This is a genomic window from Microbacterium sp. LWH3-1.2 (assembly GCF_040675855.1).
In the GTDB taxonomy this organism is placed as follows: Bacteria; Actinomycetota; Actinomycetes; order Actinomycetales; family Microbacteriaceae; genus Microbacterium.
Window position 1 is genome coordinate 3,903,960 of the sequence record NZ_JBEGIK010000001.1, and the last position, 13,459, is coordinate 3,917,418.

Here is a 13,459-nt window from a genome sequence, read left to right on the forward strand (position 1 = left end):
GTCGTGGATAAGTACCTACTGAGCGATTCACACGAATGGTCAGGGCATTGGTGGTTGCCTTCGGCGCCTGACGACCGAGTCGCGGGCGTGCTCTCGTTCGAGCCGGATGACGGGCTAACGCTTCGGCTGATCGGCGGATGGAGTATCGACTACGAGGAGCCAACCGAGTCGGTTATCGTGACGGCGAACCGGATGCCGCAGGCACCGCTGATCCACGGAGTGTCGCGCGGGGAGCTGATCACTCTCGCGGACGTCTTCTTCACGAAAATGGAACGGTTCCGCGTCGGACATCGAGGTCCCGCGGATTCGACCATCGCGCATGCGGAGACGGCGCTCGTAGGATGCCACCTGGACGACGCCGACTCGACCGTGTTTGAGGGCGCCATCGCGACCATCGAGAACATGTCGTCATGGTCTCGCCTGAGCGGCATGCGGTCCGAGGTGGGACGCGACGACGACGGACGCCGCACCAGCGGGATCACGAATGTGCAAGTCGGCCCGCTCGTGGCTGAAATTGGTGACGTTACGGCGACGCTCTTTCACATGCTGTGGCTGCCGCAGAGCGAGTTCACGCGGTGGGGAACTCGTGAGAGCTTGCGCGAGACGGCATCGCTCCAGATCACCTCTGGGCAGCCGCGGAGCCTCGCGGGCTGGACTGAAGAGTTGAGAAGCGCCGGGGACCTGATTTCCCTGTGTGGGCTGACCGCGTGTGGCTTGCTGTCGATCCGACTCCTCCTGCCTGCGACGCCTGAGCGCTACCGCGAGGGTGATCCCCGAGCAAGCGTCAGGAACGAGGTGTACGTCGTCCAGAAACGGATCACGCAGCCCAACCCGACGGCGTCGGCGCTCGAGGCTCGCCACTTCGTAGTCACCCTCGACGACTTTGACTTCGAGACGCTCATGCAGCGGTGGTTCGAGGTGCGTGAGACGTTCTCAGCTGCGCGAGGCATGATCCTCGGACTCAAGTACGTCCCGGGCGGCTACGTCGAGACTCAGTTGATTGCGGCCGTCGCCGCTGCGGAGTCGATGCATCGCGCACTCGCGCCAGCCTCACCGATCGATGATGACAAGTACCGTCGCCTTCGCAAGCTGCTCGTCGATGCGACTCCGCCAGAACTCGTGACATGGGTCCGGGACCGACTCCCGAGAAACGAGCCGTCCTTAAAGGACCGGCTCCTTGACCTCGCCCGCCGCCCCGGCGAGTTCATGAGCACACTTGTCCCAGATGCCGAAAAGTGGGCAAGGGCGGCACGCACATCGCGAGACCAGCTCGCTCACACAGGCGAGACCAAAGCGCAGAGTGTCGAGCAAATGGCTGCGGTCTCAGAGGTCACCGCGGCAGTGGTAGCGCTGAACTTGCTCTTCGAGCTGGGCGCGCCGATCGACGCGCTCGCTGAAGCGCTGAGCGCACAGCCTGACCTTCGCATCGCGTGCGACTTTGGCCAGGAGAACTTCTCCTCCGAGACGGGCTGACTGACGAAGCGCCCCTTACGCCCGACAACATCGCGCAGCTTTTGGACGCGGATGTCGAACTCGTCGAACGCGCACTGCATAGTCACCGCGGTCAACCAGGCAGGCCGCCGGTGAGCTCGCTGCGCAGGCGATCCGCGAACGACTGAAGGGCGCCGGAGAGAAGCCTCACCCGCAGCGCGGGAGCCGGTGGCGTCATAGCGCGCCCCGGGCCGCATTTCTCTCTACTCTCAGTATCCCGGCGGTCGGGCCTTATGGTCATCGAGCGCCCGGATGTCGGTCCTGGGCCGGGCATCCGACGCGGCGGATTACCGCTCTTCGATGTCGACCAACCACCCGGCGAATGAGCGAGTCGTACCTTCGCCGAGCGGACGGCTCATGCTGGCGCCGTCCGGTTGCAGCGGGGTATCCGGTTCTTCCGGCGGCAGCCGCACGCCGCGGGTCGGCTCCAGTTTGGCTGTGCCGGGCACAGGCACGATCTCAACCACGTACCGCGACGGTCTCGAGCCCGCAAACACGCCGCCGCCGAGGTCCCGGCCGACCAGTGGCCACTCCTCGCCGTCAGGCGGCATGACTGCGTCAGCCGGCGCGCCGTGGCCTGGACGACGCAGTGAGCGACGTTCCTCGACTTCGTGCGCGACCATACTCACGGCGGTCACGCGGCCGCGCACTCGATCGGCGACTTCCTGTTCGTGATGCGACTCGACCGCGTCCACCGTTGCGATCAGTGCCGGACCGAGGAGGTCACCGAGCGACGGATCGGGGGTGCGTGTGGCGATGCCAAAGTCGACTTCGTCGCCGACAACGAATGCGTCACCACAGCACGCCCACTCCCACTCCGTCAGCCACACGTGCGTCATGCAGCCCACCGTAGCGAGCGGCGGCGGACCTATCTGCACCGCGGGCCCGGAGGTGGGTGTGCTACCGCGCGGCGGAGAGGCTTTCGCGGACTCGCGCGATTGCGGCCGCCCACGCTTCGGATCCGGCGTCGCTCCACAGTTCAGCGAGCTCCCCTTGCGGAGAGGCCGCGATCTCGAGCGCACTCAGCGCGACCGGCACGATCCCTTGTGGCGGATTCGGAAGTCGCTCCACGAACGCGGTAACGCTTTCCGTGTAGACGTCTGATTGAGTGGGTGCGCCACTGGCGTGCGCGACGACCTCGGCCGCTGCGATGGCAACACTGGCAACATCCGCGTCGATGGATGCCGGCTCCTCTTCGAGGACACCGGTGAGGGCATCCAGAACCAGGTCCCAATTCTCGGCCTCGTCGAGTTCCCACGCCCAGTCGGCCACGGTGTCGTTGCCGAACGGCTCTGCACTCCATGCACCCATGACGGCACAGTAACGTGCAGCAGGTGCCCGCGATGACAGCTGTGGACAACGTCACTGACCGCGACCTTCAAGCGCGGATGGCGGTCCGCAATCGTGCGGACATGGGTTCGCCAGCGCGCGACTCGATAGCGCCACGCGTAGATGCTGACTCGGCCCAGATCGCTCGTTTAGCCCGCTCGCGAGTGCGCACACTCGGGGTTCATCTTGCGTGCCGGGCCTAGCGCGTGATTCCGTTCCCGAACGAGTTCAGTGGGCCGTATCCGACGGGTCGAGTAGCCGCTTCTCGTGAGGCTCGGCGGAGTTCGAGATGAGCGGCCGTAATCGACTCGGCGATAGTGATCTCGGCGGCACCCCGGAGCATCGTCGTGGCTACATCGTCGATCGCGGCTCGGTCGCTGTGGGCAACGCTGACAGCGACGTTGTGATGGCGACCGCGGGTGAGGCCGACGTAGAGTCCGGCGGCGTCGACGTCGGGCCCGACGAAGGCGGCGTCGGTGGTGTCGCCTTGGATGCCGTGCACGGTTGAGGCGTAGGCGAGTTGGACGTAGTCGAGGGCGTAATCATGGGTGATACGGCGGCGCTCGCCGGCGTCGCTGGGTGAGACTAGGTCGATCGCGTCGTCGCGGATGCCGTCGACGATCCAGGTGGCGCGGTTATCGATGCCGGTGCGAGGGTCGTTGCGGCGGGTCTGCACGGTATCTCCGACGAGGAGTCGTTGCTCATCGCGCCCCCACGCGAGGACCCTGGGGTCGAGTTCGCCGATGTCGACGCGGTGCTGCTGGATGAGTGTGCTGACCGCGTCGGCTTCCGTGTTGCTGCCGCACACCAGTGCAACCCGCTGCCCATGAGCCCGGGCGTCGATGTACCCGTCGACCATGACGGTGCGCGCGGCTTCGGTGGACTCCACGCGGCGGACGTGGCCGCCGGCGGCGAGAGCGGTCGCGATGCGGAGTGCGTGCTGGTGGTCCCGAGGGTGGCGTAGCTGCAGTGTGAGGGCGGCGTAGGCAGGGTCGCGGAATCGGTGCACGGTATCCAGCTCGACGGTGGCGGTGGTGTGGCGCGTGGCGATCGCCATCGCCCCCGCGTGCCCGACGGGCAGGGCTTGGTGTGGGTCACCGACCAGGGCCAGGTCGACGCCGGTATCGAGCGCGAGTTCGGCGAGCGCGTCAGCAGTCTGCAGGTCGACCATGCCTGCCTCGTCCACCACGATCCGGTCCCTCGGATACAGCGGATACTGCTGCGGTCCGGGATAAACCGCCCCGGTGGTGGGGTCGATGTCGCGGACGGCAAGCCGTGTCCATACCTGTGCGCCAGCGACATCTCGGATCCATCGGTAGCCGTGGTCGTACAGCAGGGCGTGCAGGCTGGATGCGTCCGCGCCCACTTCCCGCGCAGCGACGGATGCGGCCTTGCGGGTGGGGGCCACGACGAGCATGCGGCGCCGCTGCGCGTACAGGGCGGCGTGCGCAGTGCGCAGCATCGTGGTCTTCCCGGCGCCGGCGGGGCCGGTGACGGTGACGAGCCGATCGGTGCCGGCGATAGCGCACGCCGCGACAAGCTGTGACCGGTCCAACCGGTCGATCCCCTCGACGGATGCAGCTGCCCGGCGCAACTCGTCGGGCAGCCGGGACCGACCAGGCGTCGCGAGAGCATCGAACCGACCCGCGAGCCGCACCTTCAACCGGCAGGTCTCCGTCGCCATGAGCTGTTTGATGTGCCCCGGCAAACTCTCTTCTGCGATCAGCCTCACCACGCGCTGGTAAGCGCAACGAACGACCTCCCCGACGGTCCCGTCGAGGTCGCTCCGGCCTGCCACGATCCCGGTTCCGGCGAGCGCGCGCAGCGCGCCAGCATGAAGGTCGAAGCTGCTGAACCGGCCGCTCGATGCCCGGGACCGCTCGTCGGCATCCACCACCGCTTGCGCGGCCAGCAGCTCCAGATCCAGCTCCGCAATCGTGATCGGGGCGACCGCGTGTGGTGCGCGGCGGTTCAGCAGGCCCGGGTCGAGCGTTGCCAGCTCGTCCCGGACAGCGCGCTCCCATGAGCCCTCATCCAATAGTGCGGGCTTGTTCGGCCGGGACACCGCCCACGCCCGCCGGTCGATCTGCGCCAGCACCTCCACGCTCGGGCGCGACCCACCGTGCGCCGACTGCCATGCGGCGATCAGCCGGCTACGGTTCGCCTCGATCTGCGCCGACCGCCGCGACAGCGGGGCCACCGCCGATGCGAGCTCCGCGATCTCCCCGTCAGGACGGATCGTGTAGCCGTGGCGGGCAAGCGCCGCGATCCACTGAGGGTCGGTCCGCGCAGCGAGTTCGCCTTCGGCGTTGACGACGGTATGGAACTTCATCGCCACCCGTGAGTCAACGTTGGACCACCTGCCGTCCTCACCCTTGACCTTCACGTTCAGCCACAAGTGCCGGTGGATATGCGGGTCCAGCGCGCGGGAGCGGCGGTGTTGCAGTTCCACCACCTCGAGGCGGGCGATCGACTCGCGGATGAGGCCGCCGTGTCCCCGGCGGGCGTTCAACTCGCGCTGCCACAGCATGATCGTGCGGTCGCGGATGCGGTCCTGCAACGCCTCGAACTCGGCCGCCAACTCCGAGTGCAGCACGGCGGCGATGCTGTACGACTTAGGGTGATTCAGCGTGCCATCCAGCAGCAGATCTGCCTCCGCACGCAGCTGTGGCCTCCCGCGCTCCTCACCCGTCACGGGGTCGTGGCCGGTCAGCCACGTTCGTAATGCGCTCGGCGGCAACTCGTCCGCACGGAGCTCGCCACCCTCGGCGATGAAACGCGTGACGGCCGAGTCATGCGCGGCTTCGCTGTACGCCTCGAGCGCGTCGACGCCGTACGTCTCCTGCAGGTGCGCGTCGCAGACACCATCGAACGCGTAGGCAATCGCCTGTCGAACACCGCGAGAGTCACCGCCCCGCTTCCACCGCTCGAGCCCACCCCTCATGCCGTCAGGCTACTGCCATTGCTAGTCATTCACCACTAGCAATCACCGTTGGTGCCTGCGTGCATTCCCTACTTCTATTCCATACTTCTCTCGCCTCGCTTCCGAACTTCTCGTGCCTCGATTCCGAACTTCTCTTGCCTCGGCGCGACTATCTCGTGGCCCAGCAGCACTCCGCTCGTGGATCGTCGGCACCGGACGGGATCCCCCGGGTGCCGACCAGCGATAGGAACGACGGGCCAATTCAGGTGCCGCAGAACGTGCGGTGCGGTGGAGTGCCTGACGGGGCCGGCCGCGCGAACCGCAGGTATTCGCTACCCGGCCGCTCGGTGTAGGGGTTGCGTAGCAGCTTGACGAGCTGCTCGAAGGGAGCGAGGTCGCCCGCGTTCGCCGCCTGCAGTGCCCCTTCGACGATGTGGTTCCGGGCGATGTAGTGGGGATTCACCGCGCGCATCGTCGCGGCATCGGGCGCAAGCGCGCGCCACTGCACTAGCCAGGCATCGAGCTCTGGTAGCGGTCCGAGGAATCGATCTCGAACAGCTCGTTCATCGCCCTCGGCCGCCGTCGCGAGATTCCGCCAGAATCCCGTGAAGTCCACCTTGTGCTCGGCGAGCAGAGTGAGCGCGTCGTGGGCGAGCGGGGCCGCGTCGGCCGCGCTAACCCCCGTATGCAGGCCCAGCTTCGTGCGGAAGGCCTCCGCCCAGCGTCGCTGGTACTGCGCATCAAAGCCGGCGACGATCTCGGCAGCGACCGCCTCCCCCGCTGTCGTCTCATCAGCGAGCAGCGGCGACAGCGCTTCGCCGAGTCGCTCCAGATTCCACTGCATGATCGACGGCTGCCTGTCGTACGCGTAGCGCCCGAACCGGTCGATCGAGCTGAAGTACGCGCCCGGCTCATACGCGTCGAGGAAGGCGCAGGGCCCGTAGTCGACGGTCTCGGCGCCCACGAGCACGTTGTCGGTGCTGAGCACGCCGTGCACGAAGCCGATGCGCATCCAGTGCGCCGTGAGCGCGGCGACCGCACCGACGACCCCCTCCAGCAGTGCCCGATACGGATGCCGCGCCTCGGCCGCCTGCGGATAATGTCGCGTGATCACGTGGTCGGCGAGCCGGCGCAGCAGCGCCAGGTCTTCCTGGGCGCGCACGTACTCGAACGAGCCGAACCGCACGTGACCGGATGCCGTTCGCGCAAGAACAGCTCCGGGCAGGAGGGAGCCGTCGAGTTCTCGAGGTCTGCCCGTGGCGACCACCGCGAGCATGCGGGTCGTGGGAACTCCCAGGGCGTGCATGGCCTCGCCCATCAAGAATTCGCGCAGCATCGGGCCCACAACCGCGTACCCATCAACGCGCGAGAGCGGCGTCGGCCCGATGCCCTTGAGGTGCACATCGCGAAGGCGACCGTGGCTGTCGCGACGCTCCCCGAGAAGCGCCGCGCGCCCGTCGCCTAGGACGGGCTTGAAGACGCCCCACTGGTGCCCGGCGTACAGCTGCGCAACGGGCGGCCGGCCCTCATGGAACGACTCGCCGGTAAGGAAGCGTACGCCTTCGGCGGAGCCGAGGTATGCAGGGTCGAGATCGACGTCGCGCGCGACCTCCTCTCCCAGTGCGAGAAGCCGGGGCTCGGGGGGTCGCACCGGGGTGACGGGGCGGGACAGCTCGGGGAACGACTCGGCCCAGGTCCGCTCCAGCCATGGCAGGCAGGCGGGCAGATCGAGCGTAGTGTTCGTCGCGGCGTGGGACGCGGCATCCGTCATCATGGGGTCGGCCCCCACCGCGCGCGCCACCCTGAACTCCCCCCGGCCGTCAATGTGCGACGGAGGCGTCCGCACCCAGCACGCGCTCCAGCGCGGGCCATTCCGTGTGTAGCCACCCCTCGACGACCTCTGCGCGGCGGTCGGTCTCGGACGCGGGAAACGCGATGCCTCGCGTCGGCGTGGACGCTCCGAGTTCGATCAGCAGCGGACGCAGGCCGTGCTCGACGGCGAGCGCGTGCGTGGGCGCGCCGATGGTGAGCAGCGGAACCGCGGTCACGCCGTTCAGCTCGCCCGCCGTGAAGCGGTCCAGGAAGGCCTTGAGCAGCCCCGTGTAGGTCGCCTTGTACGTCGGGCTTGCGACGACCACGAGATCGGCCGCCGTCACCCGGCGCCGCAGCTCGTCGATGGTGTCGTCGGGGAAGCGGAAGAGGAGCGATGCGACGTCGGCCAGGTCGATCGTGTCCGCCACCCGAGCTCCGGAGCGCGCGGCGATCCGCCCGGCGACCTCCTCCGCCACCAGGCGCGTGCGTGACGAGGGCTGAGGGTTCCCGACCAGGACGACGATGCTCGACATGCCCCCCATGCAAGCCGATCGCCAGGGGATCAGAACCTTCGATGACGCCATGCGCCGCCGTATGACGGCGCGTTTCCTCGTGTTTCGTGCCGACCCCATCCTGGCCGGGGAGCCGCGCCTACCGTCGTGCCATGACCGCTCTCCCCAGTGCCTCCGCGACCGATCAGCATCCCGCGACGCGTTCGATCTGCGGCGCGATCTCCCCGCTGGAGTTTCGCACGCTGTTCCGTGGGCACCCCAGCGGCGTCGCCGTCATCACGGCGACCGGCTCCGGCGGTCCGGTCGCGCTCACCGCGTCGTCCGTATCGTCGGTCAGCGCCGATCCGCCCCTGCTGGTGTTCTCGGTGTCGTCGATCTCGTCGTCGACGCCGACGATCCTCGCGGCCGACTCCGTGGTCGTGCATCTGCTGGACGCCGACGATATCGATCTCGCGCGCCTGGGAGCAACGAGCGGCGTCGACCGCTTCGCCGACTCCGAGTCGTGGGCGCCGCTGCCCACCGGCGAGCCGGTCTTCCGCGGGGTGCGGGCGTGGGTGCGGTGCGCAGTGGTCAGTCGCATGGATGCCGGCGGCTCGACGGTCATCGCCGCACATGCGGTGCAGGCGCACATCGCCCGGGAGGAGTCCGACGCCGGGGGTGGTGCACTGGTCTATCACAACCGCGGCTGGCACCGGCTGGGCGACCACTCCCGCGTGGGCTGACGTCCGCGATCCATCATCCGAACCCGAGCTAGAGGAAAGAACGACCGTGACCGAACAGGTGCACATCGCCATCGCCTTCGAGCGCACCGGCTGGCATCCCGCCGCCTGGCGCGAGTCCACCGCGCGTCCCCACGAGCTGGCCTCGCCTGCCTACTGGCGCGATCTGCTGCGCACCGCCGATGACAGCGGAGTCGCGCTGGCGACGATCGAGGACGCGTTGTCGCTGACCGACCGCTTCGAGCCGCTCGAGGGCCTGCGGCGTGACCGTGTCCGCGGCCGCCTCGACGCCGTCCTGATCGCTTCCTTCGTCGCACCGCTGACACGCCGGATCGGTCTCGTACCGACCGTGACGACGGCGCACACCGAGCCGTTCCATGTCGCGACGGGCATCCAGACTCTCGACTTCGCCAGCCGCGGCCGCGCCGGCGTGCGCCTGGTCGCGGGAGCTTCCGCCGCGGAGCGGGCGAACTTCGGGCGCCGCGCCGCGGGCGTCGACGCGATCCCCGCCTCCGGCCGGGTCGAGGACTCCCCCGAGATCCTCGCGGCTTTCCGCGAGGCCAGCGAGTTCGCCGACGTCCTGTCGCGGCTGTGGGACTCCTGGCAGGACGACGCCATCATCCGGGATGCCGCGACGGGCCGCTTCCTCGACGCCGACCGGGTGCACAACATCGAGTTCGAAGGCGAGTTCTTCGCGGTCACCGGGGCATCGATCGTGCCGCGGTCGCCGCAGGGACGGCCACTGCTCACGGTCCTCGCGCACCAGACGGTGCCCTACCGGCTCGCCGCGGCGCATGCCGACCTCGTCTTCACCACGCCCCACGAGGCAGGCGGCCGCCCCGGCTTCGAGCTGGACGCCATCCGCGCGGAACTGGATGCCGCGGCCGACGATCTGCGCACGGGCGACGAACGCCTGCGGGTCTACGCCGACCTCCTCGTGCTGATCGAAGACACCGAGCCGGCTGCACGCAGCGCGGCCGAGCGCCTCGATGAGTGGGACGGCGCGCCGCTCACCTCCGACGCGCGCATCGTCGTGGGCACACCCGGCGACGTCGCCGACGCGGTGCGTGAACTGGCCGCCGCCGGTGTCGACGGGGTGCGCCTGCGGCCCGCCCGCCTGCCCGCCGACGTCGTGGCGATCGCCGAGAAGGTCGTGCCGCTGCTGCGGTCCACCCGCACGCTGCGCGAGGACGACGGCGCCGGCACGCTGCGTGCGCGCCTCGACCTCGCCCGCCCCGAGAGCCGCTACGTCCGAGAGAAGGTCGCGCTGTGAGCCGCAGCATCCGTCAGATCCACCTCGCCGCCCACTTCCCCGGCGTCAACAGCACCACCGTCTGGACCGACCCGACCGCGGGCAGCCAGATCGACTTCGCGTCGTTCGAGCACTTCGCCGCGACCGCCGAGCGCGGGCTGTTCGACTACGTCTTCCTCGCCGAGGGACTGCGCCTGCGCGAGCACAAAGGCCGAATCCACGAGCTCGACGTGCTGGGCCGCCCGAACACGTTGTCGATCCTCGCCGCGGTCGCCGCTATCACCGAGCACGTCGGGGTCGTCGGCACGCTCAACACGACGTTCAACGAGCCGTACGAGCTCGCGCGGCAGCTGGCGACCCTCGACCACCTGTCGGGCGGCCGTGCCGGCTGGAACGCGGTGACGAGCTCCGACGCCTTCCACGGCGCCAACTTCCGCCGCGGCGGATACCTCGACCACGCCGATCGTTACGAGCGGGCGCGTGAGTTCGCACAGCTCGCCAAGGAGCTCTGGGACTCCTGGCCTGAAGACGGCGTGCGGGCGGATGCCGCGACCGGCGTGTTCCTCGACGACGGCGTGCCCACACGTGTGCGCCACCGCGGCGCGCAGTTCGACGTCGACGCGCTGTTCGACGTGCCCCGCTCGCCGCAGGGCCGCCCGGTGATCGTGCAGGCCGGCGACTCGGCCGACGGCCGCGCGTTCGGCGCCGAGCACGCCGAGGTCATCTTCTCGCTGCATCAGGAGTTCGAGGACGCCCGGGAGTTCTACGACGACGTCAAGGGGCGGCTCGCCCACTACGGCCGCCAGGAGGACTCGCTCAAGATCCTCCCCGCCGCGACCTTCGCGATAGGCGACACCGACGAGGAGGCCCGCGAGCGCTCACGCGAGATCGCGCTGCAGCAGGTGCGTCCCGAGGTCGCGCTCACCTACGTCGAGCAGGTCTGGGGCCGCGACCTCTCGGGCTACGACCCGGACGGGCCGCTGCCCGACGTCGAGCCCGACACCGGCAGCGAGACGGCGCGGGGCTGGGCGAACCGGCACGCGGCGGTGCGGGCACGCATCGCGAAGCTGCGCGAGCTGTCGGAGGCCGAGGGGCTCAGCATCCGCGAGCTGGTCATCCGCCTCACCGCGCAGCACACCTTCGTCGGCACGCCCGCGCGCATCGCGGCCGAGATCGATCGGTTCGTGCAGGAGCGCGCGACCGACGGCTTCACGATCGTCGGGCACCTGACTCCACACGGCCTCGACGAATTCGCCGAGCGCGTCGTGCCGCTGCTGCAGGAACGCGGCTCGTACCGCCGGTCATACGACGAGGGCGCGACGCTCCGCGACCTGCTCGGTCTCCCGGTACCGCACCCCGCACCGGCACTCGCTGCGCGATGAGCGATCGCGCGCGCCTGCTGTTCGTCGGAGCGGGCCCCCGGGCCGCCATGCTCCTGGAACGCGTGCTGGCGCGCGCAGACGGCCACACCCAGCTCGACATCGACCTCGTCGACCCGCACCCTCCCGGCGCCGGCCGCATCTGGCGCCACGCGCAGTCGCCACTGCTGAAACTCAACTCGATGGCGAGCGACGTCACGGTGTTCACCGACGACAGCTGCACCATCGACGGACCGGTGCGCCCTGGTCCCTCGCTGAGCGAGTGGCTCGAGCTCTGGCGCGCAGGCGAGCTGCCCGAGGTCGAGCTCGACGAACTGTCGGCCGCCGAGGCACGCACGCTCGCGCCCGAAGGCTTCCCGACGCGGCGCCTCCACAGTCATTACCTCGACTGGTTCTTCCGCCGCACTGCGGCGAGCGCGCCAGAGGGTGTGACGATCCGTCTGCACACGGACACGGTGACGTCGGTGCGGCCGGCGCCGTCGGGGAGGCACCGCGTTTCGCTCGCGAGCGGTCGCGAAATCGTGACGGATGCTGTGGCTTACTGCCTGGGCCACACCGAGCGGGAGCCCGATCCGGCGTCTGCAGCGCTTGCGGCGGCCGCGCTGCGCGAGGGGCTCGTGTACGTGGGCCCGGCGTTCACCGCGGATGCGGACCTGTCCGTGCTGCCGGAGCAGGGGGACGTCATCGTGCGCGGAATGGGCCTCGCGGCCGTCGATCTCGTGGTGCTCCTCACCCAGGGACGCGGCGGCCGGTTCGACCGGGACGGCGACGGCGCCCTCCGCTACCTGGCGTCGGGACGCGAGCCCCGGCTGCACCTCGGCTCGCGCCGCGGCGTGCCATACCGCTCCAAGGTGACCTCGACGCTGCAGGGCGACGCGCCGCTGCGCGAGGTGCTCACGCCCGAGGCGATCACCGACCTGCAGCGCGCGGGACGGCCCCTCGACTTCGACCACGATGCCTGGCCGCTCATCGCCGGCGAACTGCTGCACGGCCACTACCGCGAGCTGTTCACCGGCCATCCGGAACGGGTGGCCACCACCTGGGACGGCTTCCGGCCGGTGCTGCGGGCGCACGCGTGGGACGACCCGGCGCTTCAGGATGCCATCGCCACGGTCGTGCCCGATCCCCTGGACCGGTTCGACGTCGCCGCATTCGATCGCCCATTCGCCGGCGCGGAATTCGCGGACACCGACGAGGCGCACCGCCAGGTGCGCGCCCACATCGCGGACGACCTGCAGCTGCGCACGAACCAGGAGCGCAGCCCCGCCCAGGGCGTCTTCATGGCGGCGCTCCTGTCGTTCATGGCGCTGTCGGAGATCCCGAAGGAACGCTGGAACGCGCGCTCGCGCGCACACACGCTGCCGGTCCGCTGGCACACCTTCTTCAGCTACCTGGCGAGCGGACCGCCGCCGCATCGGCTCGAGGAACTGCTCGCCCTCGCCGATGCGGGGGTGGTGCGCTTCCTCGGCCCCGACGTCACCGTCACCGTCGAGCCACGCGGATTCGCGGCATCCAGCGCCCGCGTTCCCGGCGAGACGGTAGCCGGAGCGCTCGTCGACGCGTGGCTTCCGGCTGCCGATGCCCCCCTCAGCACGAATGTCGCGCTGCGCGAGCTCGCGACCGTGCACGGCACCGAGCTGCGGGTTGCCGATGAGGACTACGACGGCTCGCTCGGCCGCGTGCGGGTCGCCGAGAACGGGCGCGTGCTGCGACCCGACGGCTCGCCGCACGACACCCTCTTCGCCATCGGGCCGTTCACGTCCCAGACCGAGGCCGGCGCGTTCACCCGGCCCGCGGCGAACTCCCTGTCGCTGCGGCAGACCGACGCGGTCGCCGGTGCCATCGCGGCCCGCCTCGACCTCGCCGTGCCCGTCGCGCCGTAGCTCGACGCCCCCTCTCCGGCACCTCTGTGTGACGCCGCGTGACGGCGTGTGACCGCGCGCAACCGACCTTCACGGCGTGTGACACGCGCCCTCGGGGTCGGCGCCGCACTTCAGAGACGCTGAGGTCACGAGCCGGCATCCCCGCCGCGACTTCCCGCC

Annotated in this window: 10 protein-coding genes; 5 read left to right on the forward strand and 5 right to left on the reverse strand. The window is 69.6% G+C overall.

Annotated elements, in window-relative coordinates; translation table 11 throughout:
- Positions 1 to 3: 3 nt before the first annotated feature.
- Positions 4 to 1,473, forward strand: coding sequence for a HEPN domain-containing protein (locus MRBLWH3_RS18290; RefSeq protein ID WP_363435121.1), 1,470 nt, complete (start codon positions 4 to 6; stop codon positions 1,471 to 1,473).
- 305 nt (positions 1,474 to 1,778) lie between these two features.
- Here MRBLWH3_RS18290 and MRBLWH3_RS18295 read toward each other — a convergent pair whose 3' ends face one another.
- The 5 genes from MRBLWH3_RS18295 to MRBLWH3_RS18315 all read right to left on the reverse strand — a co-directional run bounded on the left by MRBLWH3_RS18295 (position 1,779) and on the right by MRBLWH3_RS18315 (position 8,088).
- A complete protein-coding gene (locus tag MRBLWH3_RS18295; protein WP_363435123.1) occupies positions 1,779 to 2,330 on the reverse strand; it encodes a DUF6578 domain-containing protein in 552 nt (183 codons plus the stop codon).
- A 61-nt stretch (positions 2,331 to 2,391) separates the two neighbouring features.
- Complete coding sequence (locus tag MRBLWH3_RS18300; RefSeq protein WP_363435125.1) at positions 2,392 to 2,802, reverse strand: DUF4259 domain-containing protein; 411 nt, start codon at positions 2,800 to 2,802, stop codon at positions 2,392 to 2,394.
- 217 nt (positions 2,803 to 3,019) lie between these two features.
- Positions 3,020 to 5,764, reverse strand: a complete 2,745-nt coding sequence (locus MRBLWH3_RS18305; protein ID WP_363435128.1) for an AAA family ATPase — start codon at positions 5,762 to 5,764, stop codon at positions 3,020 to 3,022.
- A gap of 241 nt (positions 5,765 to 6,005) precedes the next feature.
- Positions 6,006 to 7,544: a protein adenylyltransferase SelO gene (locus MRBLWH3_RS18310; protein WP_363435130.1), complete on the reverse strand. Its 1,539-nt coding sequence runs from the start codon at positions 7,542 to 7,544 to the stop codon at positions 6,006 to 6,008.
- 19 nt (positions 7,545 to 7,563) lie between these two features.
- The gene (locus tag MRBLWH3_RS18315) at positions 7,564 to 8,088 is read right to left on the reverse strand and encodes an NADPH-dependent FMN reductase (protein WP_363435133.1); all 525 of its coding nucleotides are present in this window, start codon (positions 8,086 to 8,088) and stop codon (positions 7,564 to 7,566) included.
- A gap of 131 nt (positions 8,089 to 8,219) precedes the next feature.
- On the opposite strand from MRBLWH3_RS18315, the gene MRBLWH3_RS18320 reads away from it, so the two are divergent.
- The 4 genes from MRBLWH3_RS18320 to MRBLWH3_RS18335 are packed head-to-tail and all read left to right on the forward strand — an operon-like array spanning position 8,220 to position 13,300.
- The gene (locus MRBLWH3_RS18320; RefSeq protein WP_116195891.1) at positions 8,220 to 8,789 is read left to right on the forward strand and encodes a flavin reductase family protein; all 570 of its coding nucleotides are present in this window, start codon (positions 8,220 to 8,222) and stop codon (positions 8,787 to 8,789) included.
- A gap of 46 nt (positions 8,790 to 8,835) precedes the next feature.
- On the forward strand, positions 8,836 to 10,059 hold the full coding sequence (locus tag MRBLWH3_RS18325; RefSeq protein WP_363435136.1) for an LLM class flavin-dependent oxidoreductase: 1,224 nt from the start codon (positions 8,836 to 8,838) through the stop codon (positions 10,057 to 10,059).
- Positions 10,056 to 11,420 carry an NtaA/DmoA family FMN-dependent monooxygenase gene (locus MRBLWH3_RS18330; RefSeq protein WP_116195889.1) on the forward strand — a complete coding sequence of 455 codons (1,365 nt, stop codon included), beginning with the start codon at positions 10,056 to 10,058 and terminating at the stop codon, positions 11,418 to 11,420. Before MRBLWH3_RS18325 ends, MRBLWH3_RS18330 begins: the two co-directional genes overlap by 4 nt.
- Positions 11,417 to 13,300 (forward strand): FAD/NAD(P)-binding protein, encoded by a 1,884-nt coding sequence (locus MRBLWH3_RS18335; protein ID WP_363435140.1) that lies wholly within the window; start codon positions 11,417 to 11,419, stop codon positions 13,298 to 13,300. Before MRBLWH3_RS18330 ends, MRBLWH3_RS18335 begins: the two co-directional genes overlap by 4 nt.
- Positions 13,301 to 13,459: the final 159 nt, after the last annotated feature.

Coding starts and splice junctions, on each gene's coding strand:
- MRBLWH3_RS18295 (WP_363435123.1), bottom strand. CDS start 2,330: ATGACGCACGTGTGGCTGACGGAGTGGGAGTGGGCGTGCTGTGGTGAC.
- MRBLWH3_RS18300 (WP_363435125.1), bottom strand. CDS start 2,802: ATGGGTGCATGGAGTGCAGAGCCGTTCGGCAACGACACCGTGGCCGAC.
- MRBLWH3_RS18305 (WP_363435128.1), bottom strand. CDS start 5,764: ATGAGGGGTGGGCTCGAGCGGTGGAAGCGGGGCGGTGACTCTCGCGGT.
- MRBLWH3_RS18315 (WP_363435133.1), bottom strand. CDS start 8,088: ATGTCGAGCATCGTCGTCCTGGTCGGGAACCCTCAGCCCTCGTCACGC.
- MRBLWH3_RS18320 (WP_116195891.1), top strand. CDS start 8,220: ATGACCGCTCTCCCCAGTGCCTCCGCGACCGATCAGCATCCCGCGACG.
- MRBLWH3_RS18335 (WP_363435140.1), top strand. CDS start 11,417: ATGAGCGATCGCGCGCGCCTGCTGTTCGTCGGAGCGGGCCCCCGGGCC.